26 protein-coding genes and 1 tRNA gene are annotated in these 22,811 nt (G+C 65.1%); 18 read left to right on the top strand and 9 right to left on the bottom strand.

Features of this window, described 5'->3' with window-relative positions; translation table 11 throughout:
- Window positions 1-10: 10 nt before the first annotated feature.
- Genes H0W65_RS01985 through H0W65_RS01970 form a run of 4 tightly spaced genes read left to right on the top strand, consistent with a single transcriptional unit; the run spans window position 11 to window position 3,415 of the window.
- Complete coding sequence (locus tag H0W65_RS01985) at window positions 11-1,021, top strand: hypothetical protein (RefSeq protein WP_294003289.1); 1,011 nt, start codon at window positions 11-13, stop codon at window positions 1,019-1,021.
- Window positions 1,018-2,226, top strand: coding sequence for a bifunctional phosphopantothenoylcysteine decarboxylase/phosphopantothenate--cysteine ligase CoaBC (gene coaBC, locus H0W65_RS01980; RefSeq protein WP_294003287.1), 1,209 nt, complete (start codon window positions 1,018-1,020; stop codon window positions 2,224-2,226). Before H0W65_RS01985 ends, coaBC begins: the two co-directional genes overlap by 4 nt.
- Window positions 2,223-2,663: a dUTP diphosphatase gene (dut, locus tag H0W65_RS01975; RefSeq protein WP_294003286.1), complete on the top strand. Its 441-nt coding sequence runs from the start codon at window positions 2,223-2,225 to the stop codon at window positions 2,661-2,663. The genes coaBC and dut overlap by 4 nt, the downstream gene beginning before the upstream one ends.
- Window positions 2,660-3,415 carry a HesA/MoeB/ThiF family protein gene (locus H0W65_RS01970; RefSeq protein WP_294003284.1) on the top strand — a complete coding sequence of 252 codons (756 nt, stop codon included), beginning with the start codon at window positions 2,660-2,662 and terminating at the stop codon, window positions 3,413-3,415. Before dut ends, H0W65_RS01970 begins: the two co-directional genes overlap by 4 nt.
- Here H0W65_RS01970 and topA read toward each other — a convergent pair.
- The 4 genes from topA to plsY form a co-directional block, all read right to left on the bottom strand.
- Window positions 3,333-5,849, bottom strand: coding sequence for a type I DNA topoisomerase (gene topA, locus H0W65_RS01965; protein ID WP_294003282.1), 2,517 nt, complete (start codon window positions 5,847-5,849; stop codon window positions 3,333-3,335). The genes H0W65_RS01970 and topA overlap by 83 nt on opposite strands.
- Window positions 5,846-6,541: a phosphatase PAP2 family protein gene (locus H0W65_RS01960; protein ID WP_294003280.1), complete on the bottom strand. Its 696-nt coding sequence runs from the start codon at window positions 6,539-6,541 to the stop codon at window positions 5,846-5,848. Before H0W65_RS01960 ends, topA begins: the two co-directional genes overlap by 4 nt.
- 76 nt (window positions 6,542-6,617) lie before the next feature.
- The gene (gene dprA, locus H0W65_RS01955) at window positions 6,618-7,712 is read right to left on the bottom strand and encodes a DNA-processing protein DprA (RefSeq protein WP_294003278.1); all 1,095 of its coding nucleotides are present in this window, start codon (window positions 7,710-7,712) and stop codon (window positions 6,618-6,620) included.
- Window positions 7,709-8,299, bottom strand: coding sequence for a glycerol-3-phosphate 1-O-acyltransferase PlsY (plsY, locus tag H0W65_RS01950; protein ID WP_294003276.1), 591 nt, complete (start codon window positions 8,297-8,299; stop codon window positions 7,709-7,711). Before plsY ends, dprA begins: the two co-directional genes overlap by 4 nt.
- 62 nt (window positions 8,300-8,361) lie before the next feature.
- Between plsY and murI the strand changes: the two genes are divergently transcribed.
- The 7 genes from murI to H0W65_RS01915 all read left to right on the top strand — a co-directional run bounded on the left by murI (window position 8,362) and on the right by H0W65_RS01915 (window position 13,795).
- Window positions 8,362-9,150 carry a glutamate racemase gene (murI, locus tag H0W65_RS01945; RefSeq protein ID WP_294003274.1) on the top strand — a complete coding sequence of 263 codons (789 nt, stop codon included), beginning with the start codon at window positions 8,362-8,364 and terminating at the stop codon, window positions 9,148-9,150.
- A gap of 56 nt (window positions 9,151-9,206) precedes the next feature.
- Complete coding sequence (gene hemA / locus H0W65_RS01940) at window positions 9,207-10,421, top strand: 5-aminolevulinate synthase (protein WP_294003272.1); 1,215 nt, start codon at window positions 9,207-9,209, stop codon at window positions 10,419-10,421.
- A gap of 47 nt (window positions 10,422-10,468) precedes the next feature.
- Entirely contained in the window at window positions 10,469-10,912 is a 444-nt protein-coding gene (rpiB, locus tag H0W65_RS01935) for a ribose 5-phosphate isomerase B (RefSeq protein ID WP_294003270.1), read from the top strand.
- A gap of 2 nt (window positions 10,913-10,914) precedes the next feature.
- Window positions 10,915-12,225 (top strand): serine hydroxymethyltransferase, encoded by a 1,311-nt coding sequence (gene glyA, locus H0W65_RS01930; RefSeq protein WP_294003268.1) that lies wholly within the window; start codon window positions 10,915-10,917, stop codon window positions 12,223-12,225.
- Window positions 12,226-12,228: 3 nt separating this feature from the next.
- The gene (gene nrdR, locus H0W65_RS01925; RefSeq protein ID WP_294003266.1) at window positions 12,229-12,720 is read left to right on the top strand and encodes a transcriptional regulator NrdR; all 492 of its coding nucleotides are present in this window, start codon (window positions 12,229-12,231) and stop codon (window positions 12,718-12,720) included.
- Window positions 12,721-12,750: 30 nt separating this feature from the next.
- Window positions 12,751-13,488 carry an RNA methyltransferase gene (locus H0W65_RS01920; RefSeq protein WP_294003263.1) on the top strand — a complete coding sequence of 246 codons (738 nt, stop codon included), beginning with the start codon at window positions 12,751-12,753 and terminating at the stop codon, window positions 13,486-13,488.
- 70 nt (window positions 13,489-13,558) lie between these two features.
- Window positions 13,559-13,795 (top strand): hypothetical protein, encoded by a 237-nt coding sequence (locus tag H0W65_RS01915; protein ID WP_294003261.1) that lies wholly within the window; start codon window positions 13,559-13,561, stop codon window positions 13,793-13,795.
- Here H0W65_RS01915 and H0W65_RS01910 read toward each other — a convergent pair.
- Window positions 13,792-14,100, bottom strand: a complete 309-nt coding sequence (locus H0W65_RS01910; RefSeq protein WP_294003259.1) for a chorismate mutase — start codon at window positions 14,098-14,100, stop codon at window positions 13,792-13,794. The two genes, H0W65_RS01915 and H0W65_RS01910, sit on opposite strands and share 4 nt — an antisense overlap.
- A gap of 175 nt (window positions 14,101-14,275) precedes the next feature.
- Between H0W65_RS01910 and rpsD the strand changes: the two genes are divergently transcribed.
- From rpsD to aguB, 3 genes are all read left to right on the top strand, one after another.
- Entirely contained in the window at window positions 14,276-14,890 is a 615-nt protein-coding gene (gene rpsD / locus H0W65_RS01905) for a 30S ribosomal protein S4 (protein WP_294003257.1), read from the top strand.
- A 77-nt stretch (window positions 14,891-14,967) separates the two neighbouring features.
- A complete protein-coding gene (locus H0W65_RS01900; protein ID WP_294003255.1) occupies window positions 14,968-15,942 on the top strand; it encodes an agmatine deiminase family protein in 975 nt (324 codons plus the stop codon).
- A complete protein-coding gene (gene aguB, locus H0W65_RS01895) occupies window positions 15,939-16,805 on the top strand; it encodes an N-carbamoylputrescine amidase (RefSeq protein WP_294003252.1) in 867 nt (288 codons plus the stop codon). The genes H0W65_RS01900 and aguB overlap by 4 nt, the downstream gene beginning before the upstream one ends.
- A gap of 89 nt (window positions 16,806-16,894) precedes the next feature.
- Here the strand turns inward: aguB and H0W65_RS01890 are convergent, their stop codons facing one another.
- The gene (locus H0W65_RS01890) at window positions 16,895-17,590 is read right to left on the bottom strand and encodes a uracil-DNA glycosylase (protein ID WP_294003250.1); all 696 of its coding nucleotides are present in this window, start codon (window positions 17,588-17,590) and stop codon (window positions 16,895-16,897) included.
- 23 nt (window positions 17,591-17,613) lie between these two features.
- Between H0W65_RS01890 and folK the strand changes: the two genes are divergently transcribed.
- A complete protein-coding gene (folK, locus tag H0W65_RS01885; protein WP_294003249.1) occupies window positions 17,614-18,105 on the top strand; it encodes a 2-amino-4-hydroxy-6-hydroxymethyldihydropteridine diphosphokinase in 492 nt (163 codons plus the stop codon).
- Window positions 18,106-18,129: 24 nt separating this feature from the next.
- Window positions 18,130-18,205 (top strand) — tRNA-Lys (locus tag H0W65_RS01880).
- A gap of 35 nt (window positions 18,206-18,240) precedes the next feature.
- On the opposite strand, the gene H0W65_RS01875 is transcribed toward H0W65_RS01880, so the two are convergent.
- On the bottom strand, window positions 18,241-19,266 hold the full coding sequence (locus H0W65_RS01875) for a retroviral-like aspartic protease family protein (protein ID WP_294003247.1): 1,026 nt from the start codon (window positions 19,264-19,266) through the stop codon (window positions 18,241-18,243).
- A 208-nt stretch (window positions 19,267-19,474) separates the two neighbouring features.
- On the opposite strand from H0W65_RS01875, the gene H0W65_RS01870 reads away from it, so the two are divergent.
- Window positions 19,475-20,122, top strand: a complete 648-nt coding sequence (locus H0W65_RS01870) for a PilZ domain-containing protein (RefSeq protein WP_294003245.1) — start codon at window positions 19,475-19,477, stop codon at window positions 20,120-20,122.
- Window positions 20,123-20,137: 15 nt separating this feature from the next.
- On the opposite strand, the gene H0W65_RS01865 is transcribed toward H0W65_RS01870, so the two are convergent.
- A complete protein-coding gene (locus H0W65_RS01865) occupies window positions 20,138-20,551 on the bottom strand; it encodes a PilZ domain-containing protein (RefSeq protein ID WP_294003219.1) in 414 nt (137 codons plus the stop codon).
- Between the two features lie 50 nt (window positions 20,552-20,601).
- Between H0W65_RS01865 and H0W65_RS01860 the strand changes: the two genes are divergently transcribed.
- Window positions 20,602-21,258, top strand: a complete 657-nt coding sequence (locus H0W65_RS01860) for a phosphatase PAP2 family protein (protein WP_294003217.1) — start codon at window positions 20,602-20,604, stop codon at window positions 21,256-21,258.
- 553 nt (window positions 21,259-21,811) lie between these two features.
- Here H0W65_RS01860 and H0W65_RS01855 read toward each other — a convergent pair.
- Window positions 21,812-22,687, bottom strand: coding sequence for a PhzF family phenazine biosynthesis protein (locus H0W65_RS01855; RefSeq protein ID WP_294003215.1), 876 nt, complete (start codon window positions 22,685-22,687; stop codon window positions 21,812-21,814).
- Between the last annotated feature and the right edge of the window lie 124 nt (window positions 22,688-22,811).

Genomic DNA, 22,811 nt, shown 5'->3' with positions numbered 1-22,811 from the left:
GGCGCTAGCCTTGATCGCCTTTCTGCTCGCCCTGATTACTGCCGCCAGCTGGTCGCCGGCCGAGGCGCCTGGCCCGCAGTTGCGCACCTCGCCCGCCCAGCATAGCGACCGCCAACTCTACCGCGACATCATCAAGGGCGTAGCGTCCGGTGGCGATTATTATCAAGTCGCGGCGAGTGAGCAACGTGCCGCCGGCTATCCCCTCAAGCCCTTCTTCACGTTCCGCCTGCCGACCCACGCGACAATCTACGCCGCGCTCGGCGAGCCGGTGATGATCGTCGCAGTCTGGGCTCTGTGCGGGGGGCTGATGTTCGCCTGGTGGTGGCGATTGCGATCGGCGCTGCCGTTTCCGATGCTCGGCATGGCGATGTTTCTGATCGCCGGCGGTCTCGGTGGGATGCTTCAGCCGGTGACCGGCCTGTTCCATGAAAGCTGGGCCGGCCTGTTGCTGGCGCTGATGATCGCGGTGCGCCGGCCTGACCGGCTGTGGCCCTCCTTCCTCGCCGGCGGCGCCGCGCTGATGATCCGCGAGCTGGCGCTGCCGATGATCCTGGCGATGGGCGGGCTGGCGGTGATCGCCAAGCGCTGGCGCGAGGCGGCCGGATGGGCGGCGATCGTCGCTTTATTCGCTGCCTATATGGCGCTCCACGCCCATTGGGTCGCGGAGGTCGTCCTTCCGATGGACCAGCCTTCGCAAGGCTGGTCGCGTCTGCTCGGCGCACAGTTCGCGCTCAAGAGCATCGCCAAGGTCACGTTCGGCATCCGCCTGCCCGACCCGCTGGCGGCGGCGCTGCTCGTCCTGTCACTGTTCGGCTGGGCTTCGGTCCGCTCTGGCTGGGCACTCAGGGTCTTCCTGCTCCTGCTCGGCTATGGGGCAATGCTGGCGCTGTTCGCCCGCACCGACACTTTCTACTGGTCGCTGATCGCCGCGCCCTTGGCTTTCGCCGGGCTTGCCTTCCTGCCCGCCGCCTTCGACGACCTTGGCAAAGCCCTGCGCGCCGTGCCACAGCCGGCTTCATGAGCCGCATCCTTCTGATCGTCGGCGGGGGCATCGCCGCCTACAAGGCCGCCGAGCTCATCCGCCTGATCCGCAAGGCGGGCCATGAAGTCACCCCGGTACTGACCGCGGGCGGTGCGCATTTCGTCACACCGATGAGCCTCGCCGCGCTGGCCGAAAGCCCGGTCTACACCTCGCTGTGGGACTTGAAGGACGAGGCCGAGATGGGTCACATCCAACTCAGCCGCGCCGCCGACCTGGTGCTGGTCTGCCCGGCGACCGCCGACCTCATCGCCAAAATGGCGGCTGGGATCGCCGACGACCTGGCAACGACTTTGCTATTGGCGACCGACAAGCCGGTGGTCGTCGCCCCGGCGATGAACGTCCGCATGTGGCTGCACGAGGCAACCCAGCGCAATGTGGCACAGCTACGGGCGGACGGAATCACCGTCGTCGAACCCGACGAAGGCCCCATGGCGTGCGGAGAGTATGGGCCGGGGAGACTGCCGGAACCGAGCGCTATCCTTCGACTGCTCACTCCAAACCTGAGCTCAATAGAGGCCACCAGCCTCAAGGCAAAGCGGCCGCTTGAAGGCAAGCATGTGCTGGTCACCGCCGGGCCCACCCACGAGCCGATCGACCCTGTGCGGGTGATCGCCAACCGTTCATCGGGCAAACAAGGTTTCGCCATCGCCGCCGCCGCTGCCGAGGCTGGCGCGCGGGTTACTCTGATCGCCGGCCCGGTCGCGCTCGCCACCCCCGGCGGTGTCGCCCGGATCGATGTCGAGACTGCCGATCAAATGGCCGACGCGGTCGAGGCGGCGCTGCCCGCAGACGTCGCCATCCTGGTCGCGGCCGTGGCCGACTGGAAAGTCGTCGCCGCCGCGCAAAAGCTCAAGAAAGCCGATGGCCCACCGCGCCTCGAGTTTGCGCCGAACCCCGATATTCTCGGCATACTCGGCGCGCATCCGAATCGGCCTCGCCTGCTGATCGGCTTCGCCGCCGAGACGAATGACGTCATCGCCAATGCGTCCGCCAAGCGCACCGCAAAGAACGCCGACTGGATCGTCGCCAACGACGTGTCGGGACCAAGTGGACAAAGCATCATGGGTGGCGAGCGCAATCGCGTCCACTTCATCACCGCCGCCGGAGTCAAAGACTACCCCGAGGCGTCGAAGGCCGAGATCGCCCATCACCTCATCCAGCACGTCGTCGAGGAACTGGCATGACCGTCCGCATCCGCATTTCGCGCCTGCCCCACGGCGAGGGACTGCCTTTGCCAAGCTACGCGACGCCCGGCGCGGCAGGCCTCGACGTGGTCGCGGCTGAGGATCTCGACCTTCAGCCTGGGCAGCGCTTTGCGGTCGCCACGGGCTTTCGCGTTGCGATTCCGCAGGGCTATGAAATCCAGGTCCGGCCGCGCTCGGGCCTGGCCTTCAGGCACGGCATCACGGTTCCCAACACGCCGGGCACGATCGACAGCGATTATCGTGGAGAGTTGAAGGTGCTCCTGATCAACCACGGCGCCGAACCGTTCGCGATCCGCCGCGGCGAACGCATCGCCCAACTAGTCCCGGCGGCGGTCACCCTGGCCGCCTTCGACGAAGTCGAGGAACTGTGCGTCACCGACCGCGGCCACGGAGGTTTCGGCAGCACCGGCCAATGACCGACGACGAACTCGATCGCTACGCACGGCACATCGTCCTCCCGCAGATCGGCGGCGCTGGGCAGAAAAGATTGAAGGCGGCGCGTATCGCGATCGTCGGCGCAGGCGGAATTGGCGCCGCAGTGATCCCGGCGCTGGCAGGGGCTGGCGTCGGCCATCTAACAATCATTGACGGCGACATCGTCGAACTGAGCAACCTCCAGCGGCAGCCGCTCTATCGAACCGCCGACATCGGCAACTCGAAGGCGGATCTTGCAGCCGCCTTCATCGCCGAGCGCAATCCACATGTCACCGTTCGCGCGATCGGACAGCGGATCGATGCGGCCAATGCCGAAATGCATCTCGCTGGCCATGACCTGATCATCGACGGCACCGACAATTTCGCTACGCGACTGACCGTCAGCGATGCGGCGGTTCGCCTTGATATTCCGCTGCTTTCGGCAGCCGCCGAGCAGTTTCAGGGACAAGTCGGCCTATTCCGCGGTAGGCCCTGTTACCGTTGCTTCGTCGGCGACGCGTTCGACTCCGACGATTGCGACACTTGCGCCGAACTAGGGGTGCTCGGCGCGCTCACCGGGACGGTCGGAAGTTTCGCCGCGCTGATGGCGATCCGCGTCATCGTCAGCATCGGTGACGACGCAGCGGGTAAGCTCCACCTGTTCGACGGCATCAGCTTTTCGTGGCGCCAGCTCCGGCTTTCTTCCGACCCGTCGTGCCGGACTTGCGGGCAGGTTTGCGCCCGCCCTTCTTGACCGGCCCCTTGGCTGCCTTGGCGTCGATCAGCCCCGCACCTTCGTCCAGCGTCACCGCCTTGGGGTCGGCGCTCTTGGGAAGCGTGGCGTGAGTCTCGCCGTCGCTGACGTACGGACCATAGCGCCCTTCCATCACCTTCAGTTCCTTGCCCGACACCGGATGCGCGCCGAGAACTGCCAGCGGTTCGCGCCCGCCGCCGCGCTGGCCCTTGGCCCCCGCGGCTTCGGCCAGCTTGACGACCGCCGCGTTCATGCCGGTGTCGAACACTTCGGCGGTCGACGACAGCCGCGCATATTTGCCCTCGTGGACCAGATAAGGCCCGTAACGCCCGATCGACGCCGAGATCATCTGCCCGGTTTCCGGGTGCGCCCCTATATCGCGCGGCAGCGACAGCAGCTTCTCCGCCACCTCCAGCGTCAACTCGTCCTGCGGCACGTCCTTGGGGATCGACGCGCGCTCGATTTCCTTGCCCTCGCCGCGCTCCAGATACGGCCCGAAGCGGCCACTCTTGAGGCTGATACCATTGCCCAGCTCGGCCGGGCCTTCGGACGCCGCCTCCTCGCCCTGGCCGAAGCGGCGGGTATATTTGCAGTCGGGGTAATTGGAGCAGGCGACGAACGCGCCATATTTGCCGCCGCGAAGCCCTAGCTGACCGGTGCCGCACAGCGGGCAGAGCCGCGGGTCGGTCCCGTCGTCTTTGTCGGGGAACAGGTAGGGCGCGAGAAACTCGTCGAGCGCGGCGGTAACTTCGGATGGCTTCTGCTCCATCACTTCGCCCGCGAGGGGCTTGAAATCCTTCCAGAAAGCCTCGAGCAACTGCTGCCACCCGAGCCGCCCGCCCGACACGTCGTCGAGCCCTTCCTCAAGCTCGGCGGTATAGTCGAAGCTGACATATTTCTCGAAAAACCGTTCGAGGAACGCCGTCACCAGCCGCCCGCTCTCCTCGGGAATAAAGCGATTCTTCTCCAGCACTACATATTCGCGGTCCTTCAACGTCTGCAGGGTCGCGGCATAAGTCGAGGGACGGCCGATGCCGAGCTCTTCCAGCCGCTTGACCAGACTCGCCTCGGAATAGCGTGGCGGCGGCTGAGTGAAGCTCTGCACCGCCTCGACTCCAGTCTTGGCCGGCGCGTCGCCCGAGCGCATCGCCGGCATCCGCGCGGCGTCTTCGTCGTCGGCCTTTTCGTCGCGGCCTTCTTCGTAGAGCGCGAGAAAACCCGGAAAGAGGGTCACTTGGCCGGTCGCCCGCAGCGTCGCGCGGCCCGGTCCGTCGGACAGCTCGACCGTCGTCCGCTCAAGCCGCGCCGACGCCATCTGGCTCGCCAGCCCGCGGTTGAAAATCAGGCCGTAGAGCCGCGCATGATCGCCCGATCCGCCGCTTCCCAGGTGAAAATCAGTCGGCCTGATCGCTTCATGCGCCTCCTGAGCATTCTTGGCCTTCGTGCTGTAAAAACGCGGTTTGTCTGGAACATAGCCGGCGTCGTATCGATCGGCGATGACGCGCCGCGCAGCCGAAATCGCCTCATCGGCCATCTGCACCCCGTCGGTCCGCATATAGGTGATGAGGCCGTCTTCGTAGAGCGACTGGGCGAGCCGCATGGTATGGCTGGCGGAAAAGCCCAGTTTGCGCGCCGCTTCCTGCTGCAGGGTGGAGGTGGTGAATGGCGGCGGCGGGTTGCGGGTTAACGGCTTTGTCTCGATCGAAGTGACGGTGAAGCGCCCCGCCTCGACCACCGCCTTGGCCGCGTCGGCGCTGCCCTTGTCGCCTATCGACAGCCGGTCGACCCTCCTGCCATCGAGGGCGACCAGCCGCGCGGCGAACGGCGTGCCATCGCTCTCGAACGTTGCCGAAACCGACCAATATTCCTGCGCGCGGAACAGTTCGATCTCGCGCTCGCGATCGACGATCAGCCGCAGCGCGACCGACTGCACCCGCCCGGCCGACTTGGCGCCGGGCAGCTTGCGCCACAAGATCGGGGACAAGGTGAAGCCAACCAGATAATCGAGCGCGCGGCGCGCCCGGTAGGCGTCGATCAAATCCTCGTCGAGCTGGCGCGGCTTTGCCATCGCGGCGAGCACCGAAGTTTTGGTGATCGCATTGAAAGTAACTCGCTCAACATGTTGGGGTAGCGCCTTTTTCTTTCTGAGCACTTCCTGCACATGCCAGCTAATCGCTTCCCCTTCGCGGTCGGGGTCGGTGGCCAGGATCAGCGTGTCGGCTTTCTTAGCCTCGTCGGTAATAGCTTTGAGCTGTTTCGCCTTGTCGGGATAGGTTTCCCAATCCATCGCGAATCCGTCGTCGGGGTTCACCGATCCATCCTTGGGCGGCAGGTCGCGAACGTGGCCATAGCTCGCGAGAACGCGATGGCCGGGGCCGAGATATTTTTCGATAGTCTTTGCCTTGGCGGGCGATTCGACGACGACGAGTTTCAAGCGGTGGATTCCTCACATACGTATACGCGCGATTGTCGAGCCGTCGGGGAGGGCGTCAAGGGCGGAGATTCGACGCGACTAAGCGCGTGCGCAGTTGGTATGGGTCGTCGGAACCATCTTCGACGCCCGCGATCACTCATCGTTCGCGTGACCCCGTCCCCGGTCCTGTCCCGCAGAATATAATCGGCCAGACGCGTACAACCCCACCACACGACCAGCCCGGCCGGCAGGTCGATGAAATAATGCCCGCCAATCGGCAGCGTCGATACGATCGTCGCTCCGGCGAGCGCGACTGCAACCGGCAGTAACCACCGGACCGACCACCACGCCTGGACCAGTAGCAACGCGCAAATCGTATGGAACGACGGAAAGCAGATGACAGCGGCAATCGAGTGGATCGACAACATAGGGTCATCGGCGAAGCGGAAATGCCTGAACGCATCAAAAGCAAACCGGCCCGCATTGCCCGGCAGACGCACGGCGGCGGCAGGGTCGATTTGACTGAAACTGCCATAGGCCGGCGCTAAAAAAGCAATCAGCGCGGTGGCGATCAACGAGGCTGTCCACAGCAGCGACAGCCTCCACGCCTGCGCGCGCATGCCCACCAACGGCATGACGATCATCGTCAGGATGAGCCACAAGCCTGTATATTCATACGCCTCCTTCAAAAGATCCAGGCCCCATGGCGGCACCGGACCGTTGCTGAAGGTGAATCAACTGTAGCCGGGAGCGGTTAGGAATTTGCTAAGCGGGGCATCGCCCGCCGCCTCAGCTTCTGACGCTGACCTTGCCCCCCGCATGGCGATCGAGGCGGCCGGCGAGGTCGAGTTCGAGTAGCACCAGCTGGACCTGGCCGGCCGCGGCGCCCGACAAGCGGACTATCTCGTCGACCGGCACCGGAGAAGGGCCGAGCAATTCCTCGACCCGCGCGCGTACGTCGGGTTCAGGATCGACCGGGGTCGCCGGCGCATCATGATCGAACGGCCAGACCGGGCTAGCTACGACGCCGGCGATCGGGCGAAGCTGCTCCATCACGTCCGCGCCATTCTGGATCAGCGTGGCACCGTCGCGGATCAGCTGATTGCAGCCCTGGGCGCGCGGGTCGAGCGGGGAACCGGGCACCGCCATCACCTCACGCCCCGCCTCGGCGGCCAGCCGCGCGGTGATCAGCGAGCCCGATCGCGGCGCCGCTTCGACCACCACCGTCCCAGCCGCCAGCCCGGCGATGATCCGGTTGCGATACGGGAAATGGCGAGCGCGCGGTTCGGTTCCTGGCGGCATCTCAGCGATCAGCAGCCCGAGTTCGGCGATGTCGCGCTGCCGCGCTTCATTCTCGGGCGGATAGGCGACATCGATCCCGCCGGCGATGACCGCGATCGTGCCGCTGTCGAGCGACCCGTCATGCGCCGCGCTGTCGATCCCGCGCGCAAGGCCCGAAACGATGCTGACCCCCTCCTGCCCTAGCTCGTGCGCCAGGCCGCGAGCGAAGCGACAGGCGGCGGCGCTGGCGTTGCGCGCGCCGACGATCGCCACCATCGGACGGTCGAGCAGTTCGAGGCGGCCCTTGGCCGTGACTAATGGCGGTGCGTTCTCGAGTTCGGCCAAGGCGCGCGGATAGAGACCCTGCCCCAATGCCAGGAAGCGGGCGCCGGCCTTGCCAACCGCCGCGATCTCGCGCTCCGCGTTGGCGACGGGGAACAGCGACGGCGCCTTGCCGCCGCCGCGACGCGCCAAGTCTGGAATGGCGTCGAGCGCCGCGGCGGCACTGCCGAAGCGCAGCAACAGCTGGCGAAAGGCGATCGGCCCGATGCCCGGCGTGCGGATCAGCCGCAGCCGTTCGATCAAATCCGGCAGGGCGCTCACGCCTTGGCGCGACCTACACGCGGCTCGCTGCCGGCGATCAGCCGCCCGACATTCGCGCGATGCTTCCAGATGACGAGCACGGCAAATCCCAGCAACAGGGGGAACAAGGCTGGTTGATTGAGGACGACCGCGCTGACCGGCGCGCTCGCGGCGGCGGTCATTCCGGCGACCGAGGATATGCGCACGACCAGAAACAACCCGATCCACACGACCGCATAGACCAGCGCCGCCATCGGCAGCAGCGGCACCAGGATGCCGAGCAACGTCGCCACTCCCTTGCCGCCCTTAAACCGGAGCCAGACGGGATAAAGATGCCCAATCAGTGCCCCCGCGGCGGCGACTGGAACCGCATCGGGCCACAGTCGCTGTGCGAGCAGCACCGCCACGGCCCCCTTGGCCGCATCAAACAACAGCGTCGCCGCCGCTAGCCCTTTCGACCCTGTCCGCAGCACATTGGTCGCCCCAATACTGCCCGACCCGATGTCCCGAATATCGCCCTTGCCCGACAGGCGGGTCAGGATGAGCCCGAACGGGATCGATCCAAGCAGATAGGAGATGAGAAAGGCCAGGATGGCGGGGCCGGACATCGGCATTGCGTAGCAGATCGTTGGTGTTGCGAAAGACCCCGGCGCGCACTAGCGCCCGACGCATGGACCCCGCCGCCCCGCTCCTGTTCTTCGATTCCGGGGTCGGGGGGCTGTCGGTGCTGGCCCCGACGCGGGCGCTGCTTCCCAAAGCGCCGATCGTTTATGCCGCCGACAGCGCCGGCTTTCCCTACGGCGGGAAGAGTGAGGCAGAGCTGGCGGCGCGCGTTCCAGCGCTGCTGGGCCGGTTAGTCGAGCGCTACCGGCCGCGGCTGGCGGTCATCGCCTGCAACACCGCCTCGACCATCGCGCTCGACCAGGTTCGTGCCGCGCTCGACATTCCGGTGGTCGGCACGGTGCCGGCGATTAAGCCCGCTGGCGAGCTATCGAAGAGTCGAGTGATCGCTGTGCTCGGCACGGAGGCGACGGTGCGTCAGCCCTATGTCGACGATCTTGCCGCACGCTTCGCCGCCGATTGCACCGTCATCTGCCACGGCAGCCCAGAGCTGGTCGCGCTGGCCGAGGCCAAGCTGGCGGGCGACTATGTTCCGCTCGAAGATGTTCGCGCCGCGGTTGCCCCCATGCTCGCCGCGCCACGGGGCGGCGAGATCGACGTCGTCGTCCTCGCTTGCACCCATTTCCCTCTGCTCTGTGAAGAATTGGCGGCGGCGCTTCCGGGCGTCGTCCAGGTCGACGGCGGCGCCGGCATCGCGCGGCGCATCGCCTATTTGACGCAAGGCCAGCCCTGGCCATTGGCGCCGCCGCCCGGTCTTGCCGTGTTCACCGCCCCACCGCCAGCCACGCTAGCCGTCTCGCTCGCTCAATTCGGAATCAACGAGGTTAAACTTCTTTGAACAGTTGCGAGTCGTTCGCAATGGCATTCGGCTTCACTCGGCGATATTGGCGGCTCGTGGACTATGACAGCATCTTCAGGGCGGCGATCGATCGCCTCCATGACGAGGGGCGCTACCGCGTCTTCATCGACATTTTGCGGACCAAGGGCAGTTTCCCCAACGCGCGCTGCTTCCACGGCCACAACGGGCCCAAGCCGATCACCGTGTGGTGCTCGAACGACTATCTCGGCATGGGCCAGCATCCCGCCGTCGTCGCGGCCATGGAGCAGGCGCTGCACGACGTCGGCGCCGGCTCGGGGGGCACTCGCAACATCGGCGGCAACACCCATTATCATATCGACCTGGAGGCCGAGCTAGCCGACCTGCACGGCAAGCAGGGCGCCTTGCTGTTCACATCTGGCTATGTCTCGAACGAGGCCGCGCTGTCGACGCTCGGCAAGCTGCTCCCTGGCTGTATCATTTTCTCCGACGAGCTTAACCACGCTTCGATGATCGCCGGCATCCGCTCGTCGGGCTGCGACAAGCGGGTGTTCCGACACAATGACCTCGCCCATCTCGAGGAATTGCTCGCCGCCGAAGATCCCGAAACACCCAAGCTGATCGCGTTCGAAAGCGTCTATTCGATGGACGGCGACATCGCCCCGATCGCCGCAATCTGCGACCTCGCCGACCGCTACGGCGCGCTGACCTACCTCGACGAAGTCCATGCCGTCGGCATGTATGGCGCGCGCGGCGGCGGCATTTCCGAGCGCGAAGCGGTCGCCGACCGGGTGACGATCATCGAAGGCACGCTGGGCAAGGCGTTCGGCGTAATGGGCGGTTACATCGCGGCCGACCGCAACATCATCGATTGCATTCGCAGCTATGCTCCGGGCTTCATCTTCACCACCTCTTTGTCGCCGGTGTTGGTCGCGGGCGCGCTAGCGTCCGTGCGGCATTTGAAGGCGTCGGCCGAGGAACGCGCGACGCAGCAGGCGGGCGCCGCCGCGCTCAAGGCCCGGTTTCGCGACGCCGGTCTGCCGGTGATGGATAGCGTGACTCACATCGTTCCGCTGCTGGTCGGTTGCCCAGTCAAGGCCAAGCACATCAGCGACATTTTGCTCGCCGAATACGGCCTCTACGTTCAGCCGATCAATTTTCCCACCGTTCCACGCGGCACCGAGCGCCTCCGCTTCACCCCCGGCCCGTGCCACAGCGAAGCAATGATGGATGAGCTGACCACCGCCCTGGTCGAAATCTGGGACCGGCTGGAGCTTAGAAAAGCCGCCTGAAGGCCTGAAGGGTGGCGAAACCCAGGCGCTTGGCCTAGGACTAGACCATGCGCATCGCAGTTTCCGCCGACCACGCCGGGGTTGACCTTAAGGACATACTTTCCGCATGGCTGAAGGAGGGCGGGCACGACATCATCGACCTGGGGACGCATGGGCATGATAGCGTCGATTATCCGCGCTTCGGTACGATGCTCGCCGAGGCGCTGGCCGAAGGCGACGCCGACCGTGGAATTGCCGTCTGCGGGTCTGGGATCGGCATCGCCATCGCCGCCAACCGCAACCCGGCATGCCGTTGCGCGCAGGTGGCCGAACCGCTATCGGCCAGCCTCGCGCGCCAGCATAATGATGCCAATGCCATCGCGCTCGGCGCCCGCCTGATCGGCATCGATATGGCCAAGGCGTGCGTCACCGCCTTCCTCACCACCGAATTCAAAGGCGGGCGCCATCAGCGCCGCGTCGACCAGCTCACCGCATTGAAGCAGGACTGCTGACCATGGCCACCGCCCCCGAACGTGACCCGATTTCTTTGGCCGACGTCCAGCCGCCCGGCTTCTTCACCGAAACGCTGGCCAAAGCTGACCCGAAGGTTGCGGACGCGATCCGCGCCGAGCTGCGCCGCGAGCAAACTCAGATCGAGCTGATCGCGTCGGAAAACATCGTCAGTCGTGCCGTGCTCGAGGCGCAGGGCTCGGTCCTCACCAACAAATATGCCGAGGGCTATCCGGGCCGCCGCTATTATCAGGGCTGCGAACCGTCGGACGCAGTCGAAACCCTCGCTATTGAGCGCGCCAAGCAATTGTTCGGGTGCGGCTTCGCCAATGTCCAGCCGCACAGCGGCGCGCAGGCCAATGGTGCGGTGATGATGGCGCTGTTGAAGCCGGGCGACACCATCCTGGGCATGAGCCTGGCGGCGGGCGGGCATCTTACCCACGGTGCCCCCCCTGCCCAGTCAGGTAAATGGTTCGATGCCATCCAATATGGCGTTCGCCGCGACGATCACTTGGTCGATTTCGATGAGGTCGAACGGCTTGCCAAAGAGCATAAGCCCAGGCTGATCATCGCCGGCGGCTCGGCCTATCCGCGCCATCTCGACTTCGCCCGCTTCCGGGCGATTTGCGACGAGGTCGGCGCCTATCTGTTCGTCGACATGGCGCACTTCGCCGGCCTGGTCGCCGCCGACGAGCACCCAACCCCGTTCGGCCATGCCCATGTCGTGACCACCACCACGCACAAGACGTTGCGCGGCCCGCGCGGCGGCATGGTGCTGACCGACGACGAGGCGATCGCCAAGAAGATCAACTCGGCGGTCTTCCCGGGCCTTCAGGGTGGTCCGCTGATGCATGTCATCGCAGCCAAGGCGGTTGCTTTCGGAGAGGCGCTGGAACCCGGCTTCAAAAGCTATGCCAAGGCGGTGATCAGGAACGCCCAGACGCTGGCGACCCGCCTCAAGGAACGCGGCGCCGATCTCGTTTCTGGGGGCACCGACACGCACCTCGCGCTGGTCGATCTTCGCCCGCTCGGCATCACCGGCAAGGACGCCGACGAGGCACTCGAACGCGCTGGTATCACCTGCAACAAGAATGGCGTGCCGTTCGACCCCCTGCCACCGATGCAAACCAGCGGCATCCGCGTCGGCTCTCCCGCCGGGACGACCCGCGGCTTCGGGGAGGCCGAGTTCGGCGACATCGGCGATATGGTGGCGGATGTGCTGGCCGGGGTCGCCAAAGGCGACACGGCCGTCGAGCGTGACGTCAACGTCCGCGTCCGCGCCCTCTGCGCCCGTTTCCCGATCTACCAGGACTGAGCCTTGCGCTGTCCGTTTTGCGCGATCGACAATAGCCAAGTTAAGGACTCGCGACCCAGCGAGGACGGCTCGTCGATCCGCCGGCGGCGGGAATGTGGCGGGTGCGGGCAGCGCTTCACGACCTTCGAACGCGTCCAGCTGCGCGACCTCACCGTGGTGAAGAAGGACGGCAAGCGCGAGCCGTTCGATCGCGCCAAGCTTGAGCGCGCAATAGGTCACGCATGCCGCAAGCGCGACATCGAACAATCGAAAATCGAACGGCTTGCAACCGGCATTCAGCGCCGCCTCGAGACCACCGGCGACGAGGTCACCGCGCAACAGATCGGTCAGCTGGTGATGTTCGGTTTGAAGGGGCTCGACCCGGTCGCCTACATCCGCTTCGCCAGCGTCTACAAGGATTTCAAGGAAGCGGGCGACTTCGCGGAGATCGCGGAAGCGGTGGAAGGAGACGCGCCGCCGTCGGACGGGCCGGGACTGCTCGACAAGTTGATATGAGCGGAGTGCCTTCCACTTTGCGCGGGAAGTATGAAATTGGTTGACGACGCACCTGCGCCACTCATCATCCTCGTCCGCCCCCAACTAGGCCAGAACATCGGCAAAGCCGCGCGGGCGATGATGAATTTCGGACTGACCGAGATGCGACTCGTCAGTCCCCGCGACGGCTGGCCGAATCCCGACGCTGGACCCTCGGCCAGCGGGGCGGACGCAGTGCTCGATCAGGCGCGGATATTCGACAGCGTCGCCGACGCGATCGCCGATTGCTCGGTCGTTTACGCCTCGACCGTCCGCCGCCGCGACCTTGTCATGCCGGTCGTCGGGCCGGAGGAAATGGCGGGCGAAATCCGGTCCTCCCATGGCCGCACCGCTATCCTGTTCGGACCCGAGCGGTCGGGGCTGGAAAGCGAGGACGTCGCACTTGCGACCAAGATCGTCACCGTTCCGATCAACCCAAGGTTCGGCAGCCTCAACCTCGCTCAGGCGGTGATCCTGCTAGCCTATGAATGGTCCAAGGGCGCGGCTCTCGCCCAGCCGACTGTCAAGGAAGGCGAGCCGCCCGCGCCGATGGCGGATCTTGAAGGGCTGGTCGCTCAGTTTGACCACGCGCTCGACGGCGCCGGCTATTATTTTCCGCCCGAACGGACCGCAGTTACGCGCGCCACGCTCCGCACCATCCTGACCAAGGCGAGCTGGTCGACGCGCGAGATCAGGGCGCTCCGCGGAATGTTGCGCGCCCTCACGGGCCGCCGTTCGTCGAAAAACTGATATTGGGCCTTTTAAAATAGAATTCTCCTGCTAAGCCTCTGATCTCCTCAACTAATTTACTGGATGCCCGATGATTTCTGTCCTGTTCAGCGTCCTTCTGCTTGCCTCGGATGCCGCCGTCGCTACTCCGGCTCAGCCTGCTCCTACCGCCGCCCAAGCCTCGACGGCTGAAAGCAAGATTTGCCGCCCCGACCCGGCCTATACCGGCACCCGGATGCGCAAAAGGCTCTGCCTCACGCAGAATCAATGGGATCTGCGCGGTAACGGCAAGAGCGCGGGAGATTTGAAGACGATTGGCGCGCGTTAACCGCGTATTCGGTCATATTGATCGAATTCGTGGGCGATCGAGGTTTCGATCAGGTCTTCGTACAGGCGAGCCAGCAATGCCCGGTCGACCTTCATCGCGGCCGCCTGTGCATCGACCTTCGCCAGCACGTCTGCCTTGCGCCATTCGTCACGCACCGCCGCCCGGTCCAGCTTGATCCGCGCCGCGGCATCCATGTAACCGAAGCGCCGGGCGATGAGCGCGACCACCTGCCGGTCGACATCGTCGACCCCGGTGCGGACCTCGGTCATGGTGGAGCAGTCGGTGGGGTCAGGGATGTCGGTCATCCATGGCCCATGCCAGCAAGGCGGCATCCTTGCCAACCTTGACCTTGCCTGCCTCTCCAGCTAGGCGCGCCTCTTCGCAATTGACCCCGCACGTCCGGTGAAGCGGTGGTCGCGTCCTGTCGATGGCAGGGCGGTGCGGTTCCGGGCATGACAGTTACGCGATTTGGAGAAGATCATGTCGAAGCGCTCAAGCGCCAAGTATAAGCTCGACCGCCGCATGGGCGAAAACGTCTTCGGACGGCCCAAAAGCCCAGTCAATCGCCGCGAATATGGCCCCGGCCAGCACGGCCAGCGCCGCAAGTCGAAAGTTTCCGACTTCGGCATCCAACTGCGCGCCAAGCAGAAGCTCAAGGGCTATTACGGCGACGTCACCGAAAAGCAGTTCAAACAGACCTTCCAGCACGCCGCCAAGATGAAAGGCGATGCGTCGCAGAACCTCATCGGCTTGCTCGAGCGCCGGCTCGACATGATCGTCTATCGCGCCAAGTTCGCGCCGACGATCTGGGCCGCGCGGCAGCTGGTCAGCCACGGCCACATCCGCGTCAACGGCGTGAAATGCAACATCGCGTCGCGCCGCTGCGACGTCGGAAGCGAGATCACGCTCGGGCCGAAGGCGCAGGAAATGGCGCTGGTGATGGAAGCGCAGAGCCTAGCTGAGCGCGATGTGCCCGAATATGTTGCGATCGACGGCACCGCCAAGGCGACCTTCACGCGCGTGCCAACGCTCGACGAAGTTCCCTATCCGGTGAAAATGGAGCCCAACCTGGTCGTCGAATTCTATTCGCGCTGATCGATCGGAACAGTCCCAACGCAACGGGGCGGCCCTTCGGGGTCGCCCTTTTTCATTGGCGGCGCTAGAGGCCACGCATGACGTCACTCCCCCTCCCTGAATGGGCACAGCATGAGGCTGTATGGATCGGCTTTCCGTCCGCTGCCGACCTATGGGAGGACGACCTTGTCGCCGCCCAAGTCGAGGTCGCGGCCTTTGCCGCCGCGGTCCATGCCGACGGCGCAGGTGAGGCGGTGTGGCTAGTCGCGGCCGACGAGGCGGCGGCGGGCGAGGCGCGGCAGCTTGCCCCATTCGCCAAGGTGATCGTCGAGCATTTCGGCGACATCTGGCTGCGCGATACCGGGGCGATCGTGTGCGGGTCCGGTGCAGAGCGGCGCGCCCAGGGATTCGGCTTCAACGGCTGGGGCGGCAAATATGATCTGCCCGGTGACGACAGCATCGGGGAGCGCCTCGCGGGCGTCGCTGCCCTACCCTATTCGAAGGCCGACTGGATCCTCGAAGGCGGCGCGGTCGACGGCGACGGAAGTGGGCTGTTTCTGACCACCGAGCAATGCCTTCTCAATTCCAACCGCAACCCCGGATTGACCAAGGTGGAAGTCGAGGCGTGCTTAAGGCGTCAACTCGGCGCGACGCGCCTGGTGTGGCTTGGCGACGGCCTGCTCAACGACCATACCGACGGTCATGTGGACAATCTGGCGCGGTTCGTCGCGCCCGGGCGGGTCGCGATTCCGGAGGCGGTTGAAGACGATCCCAATGCCGCCATCTATGCAGACGCCGCCGAAGCATTGCTCGATGCCGAGCTCGAAGTGGTCGCCATCCCTTCGCCTGGGCTGGTCGAGCGCGACGATGAAATTATCCCGGCGAGCTACATGAATTTCTACATCGGCAACGCCGCGGTGGTCGTCCCGCTATATGGCGCACCCAACGACACGGCGGCGGTCGAAGCGCTTCGGGACATCTTTCCCGACCGCCGCGTCATCGGCCTGCCCGCCGGCCACATACTGACGGGCGGCGGCAGTTTTCACTGCATCAGCCAGCAGGTGCCCCGATGACGAGCAGCAAGATTAAAGTCGCCGCGCTCCAGCTCGCTTTTGGCGAGGATACGGGCGAAAATATCGCTACCGTAGGCGAACTGGTGTGCGAGGCGGCGGGCAAGGGCGCTAAGGTCGTCCTTCCGCCCGAACTGTTCGAAGGTCCCTATTTCTGCCGGACGGAAGACGAAAGTCTGTTCGCAAACGCGCGCGCGACCGCTGAGCATCCCTCGGTCTTGGCGATGCGGAAACTCGCCGACGAGCTCGACATATGGATCCCGACGAGCTTTTTCGAGCTCGATGGCCAGCACCACTACAACTCACTTGCCATGATCAATCCCGACGGCGAGGTCGCCGGCGTGTATCGCAAGAGCCACATCCCCGACGGCCCGGGCTATGAGGAAAAATTCTATTTCCGCCCCGGCAATACCGGCTTCAAGGTGTGGCCCGGGCCCAAAAACGATGGCACCACCACGCTCGGCGTCGGCATTTGCTGGGACCAATGGTATCCCGAGGCCGCGCGGGCGATGATGCTGATGGGCGCGCAAATCCTGCTCTACCCGACCGCGATCGGCACCGAGCCGCACGATCCCGACCTCGACACCTCGCGGCTGTGGCGGCGAGCGATGATCGGGCATGCGGTCAGCAATGTCGTCCCGGTCGTCGCCGCCAACCGCATCGGCTCAGAGGGCGGCCAGCGCTTCTACGGCCACAGTTTTATTTGTGACGAACGAGGGGATATGCTGGCCGAGTTTGGGGCGGAGGAAACGGGGGTCCTGGTCGCAGAACTCAACCTCGCGGTGGCGCGCAAGCATCGGGCGGCGTTCGGGTTCTTCAGGGACCGGAGGCCGGATTTGTATGGGCGACTGGTTGAGGATCGGTGAAGAAGCACTTCCATCTAATTTCAGAGAATTTTGCGGCAGACGATAAACCCGAATCCTCCGCCGCGGCCATAAAGACGCACGCCGCCTCGTTAGAACGCCGAGTTTGCCAGCGAACACGCCCGACGGGTTTCGATCGCTCGAACAAAAACCGCCTCGAACATCTCCGCGTTGAGGCGCCGCGTGTTTTGGTTGTAGCGGCTGCAGTGGTAGCTATCGATCAGGGTCCGGCCGTCGGAGGCACGGTGTTCGGCACCGTGGCCGAATTTGGTGGCGCTCGGCTTGAGGCCTAATGCGCGGGCAGCGCTGGTGTGCGCGATCTGCCCTAGCGCAATGAGGACGCGGACCTGTGGCAGCTGCGCCAGCGCTTCTTCGAGAAACGGTCGGCAAGTGGCGATCTCGATAGGCTCGGGCTTATTGGCGGGCGGCAGGCATTTGACCGCGTTGAGGATGATCGCGCCCTTGAGTTTGAGCCCGTCATCGCGATCGGCTTGATACTGGCCATCGCTCAATCCGAATTTGGCCAGCGTCGCGTAGAGCAGGTCGCCCGCATAATCGCCGGTGAACGGTCGACCGGTGCGGTTGGCACCGTGCTTGCCCGGCGCCAGGCCGATGATCGCCAGCCACGCCTCTGGGTCGCCGAACGCCGGCACCGGCGCGTTCCACCAGCCGGCATGCTCGGCGCGGCACTCCTGCCGGAACGCAGCCAATCGCGGGCATAGCGGGCAATCCCGCGACGGCTCGGCGCGCGGCAGCGGGGACAGGTCGGCTGGGCTGGCGCAATTCATTGCCCGAGCCTAGGCGAGCGCCGATGAGCGAGGCAACGCATCTCTACGCGATCGCGATCGGCTCGAATCGCCGTCACGGTCGCCACGGTCGTCCGCCGGGTGTGGTCGCGGCGGCAATTGCGTGGCTCGACGCGGAGTTCGAGCTGTTCGACGCCTCGCAAATCCTGCTCAACCCGGCGACCGGCGGCGCGGGCAGAGACTTCGCCAATGCGGTGGCGCTGGTTGCCAGCCCGCTCGCGCCGGGCGCGATGCTGACGGCGCTAAAGGCGATCGAGCGCGAGTTCGGGCGGCGTCCAGGACGGCGCTGGGGCGAGCGGGTGCTGGACCTTGATCTCATCGCCTGGGATGGCGGCCGGCTCGTCTCGCGCCCGCTGACGATCCCCCACCCGCGATTGACAGAGCGCGACTTCGTACTCGGCCCATTGACCAGCATTGCCCCGCGCTGGCCGATCGATCGCACACTAACCGCCCGCCACCTCGGCTATCGCCTTGGCAAGCGCCGGCCCAGCCGCTAACGGGCAAGCCATCCGCGAGGCTGCGGGCCGTTAGCTCAGTCGGTAGAGCAACTGACTTTTAATCAGTAGGTCGCTGGTTCGAATCCAGCACGGCTCACCACCATGCCGGGGGCATAGTGCGGAAAAGTGCTCGGCTCACCAGCCAGAAATGCTCGCAGACTCTGGGACGGTTGGCAAAGCGGGCTGCTTCTTCAGCTCCGCCAGCCGCAACGTGTCTCGCATGCTGGTCCCGGGCAGCACGAACCGCACCTTCTTCGCCGCGAAGTCGATCGAGATGCGGTCGAATGCGCGCATCGCGTTCATGCCGAGGAGGAGCGCCGGCCGATGTCTCAGGTCGAGTTGCCTGAAGATGTGCGCATCGGCAAAGGCGACCGCCAGTTCGTTGAGATGGATTCCGCCGATCTCCAGCGATTGCAGCTGGGAAACGCGTGCGGTCATCTTTTCACCCGTCACCGATTCGATCGTCACCTCCCTCGACGTGTTCCAGGTGCGACGCTTCTGCAGGTTATGCTGCAGAGCCATGTTGCCGATCGTCACCTGCGATCCGGTGTCGACGATCACCGTCACGGTCTGCCCGTCGACCGTGGCGTTGGTGAAAATCAGGCGACCATTGCGCGACCTGGCCCGGACCACGATGGTCTGGCCATCGGTAACTTCCGGGGGCCGGTTCGCCGGGGTGATCGACATGGTCTTAGCCTTGAAATTGAACATCACCCGCTGCGAACGGAGGCTGTCGATCCCCAGCATCCCGTCGGCGCCGATGTCGCTTGCCTCAAGCGCAGGCGCGTCGACCACCGAAATATTGTTCGAGCTGACCTGGAGGTTGGGGATGAATACGGTTGCTACGTCGTTGGCGCCGATCACGCTATGAAGCATGGTCGTCCTGCCGCTCTCAAGCTTCAGACGCTGCGCGAGCTGGCGCGAAATCACCGTCCGTTCGGAGCCCGTATCGACGAGAAACCGGTAGGGTCCCCTCCCCGCGATCTGAACCGACACGGTCATGCGATCCCCGATGTCGGTGCCGATCGCGACCTCGTCTGCAGCGGTCTTGGTATCGGTCGGCAGGGTGGGCCGAATCTCGCTCTCCAGCTGTTGGGGGGCGGCGAGCAACGGCGTGCCGGTGAGAAGCATGGTGGCCGCCAGCAGCGAAAACATCTTCATTGGATTTGCTCCGCGGGCTGTTCGTCGCGAACCGCCCGGCACGAAAGGCTACGCCTCATCCGCAATTCGGGCAAGCGAGGTCGGGTTGCACTTTTGTCGCCACCTCAACGGACAGGTCGTCAACTCGCCGGTAATCATTTTACCGGTAGCGATTGACCGCGGACCGCGCGAATGCGGACTGGCCGCAGTCGGTGGGAGCATGATCCGCGTGAGCAGCCAACTGGTCGAAACGACGCTCTATTCCCTATCCGAAGCGCCGCCCAGGCCCCTACCTAGTCCCGAGCGGCGCGACGGCGAGCGGCACATGAGCCTTTATCGCGTCGGCTCGATCAAGGTTGGAGACCGTCGCGAACTTTGCCTGATCAAGAATATCTCTGCCGGCGGAATGCTCATCCACGCCTATTGCGCCTTGCCCGACGACATACCCCTTAGCATCGAGCTGAAAAGCGGCCAGCCGATCCATGGCCGGGTAAGCTGGATCCGCGATCAATCCGTCGGCATCAGTTTCGACGAGCCGATCGACCTGATCGACATATTGTCCGCCTCGATGGACGGGCCGCGGCCGCGGATGCCGCGAATCGAAGCCGGCGGCTTCGTCACGCTGCGCGAAGGAGCAACTAGCCTGCGGGTCAAGCTGTGCGACATTTCCCAAGGCGGCGTAAAGCTGGAGTGCGCGACGGTCTTGCCGATCGGCGCTGAGGTTGTCGTCACGCTGACCGACCTGCCGCCGCAGCCCGGCGTGCTGTGCTGGTCGGCCGACGGCCATGTCGGAATTACCTTTAACCGCCTCCTGCCGCTCGGCGAGTTGGTCGCCTGGCTTCAGGCCCAGCGGGAAGGAATGCGCACGGTCAGCTGAATGCCGCGCCGCGCTTTACAAACCCAACGGCGAGATGATGTGCGTACTCAGCCACTGTTCGCCGAATCGGCGCTCGTCTTCGGTCATCGCATTAGTCTTGAACCCCGGGCGGCGGAAATCGGGTTTGACCCGGGCGCGCGGCGCCGGGATGTGGCGCATCACCTGGTGGGCGGCGAGCGGGCGATCGAAGCTGATCCCGGCGTGGCGAGTCTTGGCCCAGGCGACTCGCCCGGTGACGCTGAGCTCGCCCTTGCGAAACAGGAGGGCGGATCCCTCGATCGGCAGCTTGTCGCCTTCGACCAATGCCCCTTCGGCGCTGAGGTTGCGCAGCTTGACCGGCAGCGAGATTCCCGACAATTCGAGGCTGGCCGTCATCAGCACGTACGAGCGCCGGGTCTTGCGATTCTGGGGGCTGTTGCTCAGGTCCATGCGGTTTTCGTAGCGCAAAGCGGTAAAACTTGGCTTAACGCGGCGCCGCCATGGCAAGATTTTCGTCTCCCCGGATCGCGATCGTCCTGATCTTCGTCTTCGTGACCGCGGGATGGGTCGGCGGACCGGCCAACCTCTATGATGACGAGGCTGTCCGCACCCTTGCCTTCGTGCGCGGCACCTGGCCGCCGCTGTCGAGCGCGGCAGTCGCGTTCACGCAACTCGGCAGCGCCTATGCGACGCTCGGGCTTGCGGCGGTGGCGGCCCTGTGGCTCTGGCGCCAAGGCCATCGCCGAAAGGCCGCATTTCTGGCCGCGGCCGTCGCATCGGAACGGCTGGCGGCGGACGGCCTCAAACTGCTGTTCGACCGCAGCCGCCCGGCTTTCGATCTCCACCCGGTGACGGTGTCCAGCTCGAGCTTCCCGAGCGGTCACGCCGCCAACAGCATGGCAGTGTTCCTGCTAGTCGCGCTGATTGCGGTCGACGGCCGGCACCGGCGGCTCGCGGTTACGCTGGCTCTCGTCATGGCGCTGCTGATCGGGCTCAGCCGCCCCTTTCTCGGCGTCCACTGGCCGAGCGATGTGGTCGGCGGCTGGGCGTTGGGAATGTTGGCGGTGTGGGTGGCGATTGCTGCGGCAAGGGGATTCGGTCTCGAAGGATCCAGCCGGCGCGGCCTCGAAACGCTGAGCAATGGGCGAGAAGGCTAAGCTGGCATGCTCAGCGGCAGGTTCCGGTGTTAACTGCTGAACCCCGCCTGGAAGGAACCGGAAAAGCTGGATCGTGCGCCCAACAGAAATGGGGGCCGGCATTGCTGCCAGCCCCCATCTGCGCCGAGCGAAGGATCTGCCGGTGTTCGCTAGCTTGACGACCCGAAGGTCTTCCGCTCCTCGATCCTGGCTCACCAGCTCAGGCGTCGCTTCCAATCGTGGTCGTGCCCGAAGGCACGTTCTCGACCTTCTGCGGCCCTTCTTGGACCATCCTCCTTCGCGTCGCCTGCCCTCCGAAGAGTGCCGCGTTTCGCGCAGGAAAGAATGGCTCTTCCGGCGCCTCTTCCGACTGGTCCGACTTGGAACCGAAGTTCCTCCTCATCGCCTGCCGGTGGAGATCGGACTTTCCGCCCCTTCCTCCCGAGGGAGGCTGGGACTTCCGTCCCGATCACCCTCCCTTTATGACCCTCTCTCCGAGTCGCGCAAAGCGGAATCTGCAGCGCCATGCCTGTGGATAACGGGGATATCGCGGATAAACCCGCTGTCCCCGCCTTTAGCGCAGGATCGACGGGTCGAAACGCCCGCTCGCAATCAATCGTACTTCCCCTGTCACCGCGATGCCAGTCATCGCTCCGGAACTGCCGCCGACTCGCACTACGATTTCGCTCGGGCGCCCGGCCAATCGCCCCTGGCTCAGCATGAACTCCTCGCCCAAGGCGGCGCGGCCATGGCGGACGAGGAACGCCGCGACCGGTCCGGCCGCCGAACCGGTCGCGACATCCTCGACCCGGCCGAGGTTGTCCCACGTCCGCCCTTCGCGCCCGCGCGCGTCGACCAGGTAAGCAAACTTCGCCCCAATCCGCGTCAGCCGCTGCTCAAGATCGTCAACGCGGACCTGCGCGCCCGACAGCCCCGCCGCGTCGACCGGCACGATCAGGTACGGCAGGCCGGTGGTCACAACCTCCATCGGTAGCGTGGCGTCGCGCCTCTCGGCGGACAAGTCGAGGGCGTCCAGAAACGGAGCCTCATCCTCGGCCGCAACCGTGGTGATCCAGCGCGGCTCGGCCTGATGCATGGTCACTCGATACCCGCCCTCGATCCGTTCGCTGTCGGCAATGACCTGCTGCCGATTGAGCGTCAGCTTGAGTGTCGCGCGCGGCTCCGCGGGGTAATGACGATGATGAAGCAGTGCCGCCGCGCCGATCACCGGGTGACCGGCGAAATCCAGCTCCTCCTCCATCGTGAACACCCGCGCCCGCCACGTTGTCGGCGGCGCTTCCGGCTGCAGGAAGATCGTCTCAAACTGACGCAATTCAATCGTCAATCGTTGCATCAGGCGATCGTCGATCGGCCGATCGCTCAGCACGATCGTCAACCCGTTGCCCGTTAACGGCCGCGGCGCGAACACATCGACCAGGTGCAGGTTCATGCCATCCATTGCGCGCCGCTAACACGGGCATTGGCCGGATGCACGGGCATTGGCCGGCCGCACAGGACCGCGTCCGTGACCTGCGCGGCGTCACTCGCACTTTGACGACCGCCCGCACCGTTCC

It is taken from the genome of Sphingomonas sp. (genome assembly GCF_013816785.1).
Classification (GTDB): domain Bacteria; phylum Pseudomonadota; class Alphaproteobacteria; order Sphingomonadales; family Sphingomonadaceae; genus Sphingomicrobium.
The sequence above is the reverse complement of the archived record's forward strand: the minus strand, read 5'-3'. Positions and strand labels throughout refer to the sequence as shown.